Source organism: Xenorhabdus entomophaga, from assembly GCF_037996725.1.
Classification (GTDB): Bacteria; Pseudomonadota; Gammaproteobacteria; order Enterobacterales; family Enterobacteriaceae; genus Xenorhabdus; species Xenorhabdus khoisanae.
The window spans coordinates 1-219 of sequence record NZ_JBBMXH010000557.1 but is presented as its reverse complement, the minus strand read 5'-3'; the positions used below and the strand labels follow the sequence as shown (position 1 = coordinate 219).

The window sequence follows — 219 nt, the reverse complement described above, 5'->3', positions numbered from 1 at the left end:
ACCGTAATCATTAACAGGGTGCTGATGATAAATCACAAATAAATAGTGGTCTTGTCCTATTTCAATGTATCGAGTCACCATGTTGGTCAATTTAGACCCGTTTGCCCTGGGAAATTCTAGCGCTTAAAGTGACTGCGGGTAATGTGGATGATCGGGAACCTGTTCGTGAATTATCAAAAGAATTAACGGGTTCTCTTTACGGTGACAAAGGTTATCTCA

Annotated in this window: 1 pseudogene; it reads left to right on the top strand. The window is 40.6% G+C overall.

Annotated elements, in window-relative coordinates:
• Positions 1 to 110 precede the first annotated feature (110 nt).
• Positions 111 to 219: pseudogene (locus tag AAC854_RS24045) on the top strand (transposase); the annotation flags it as partial.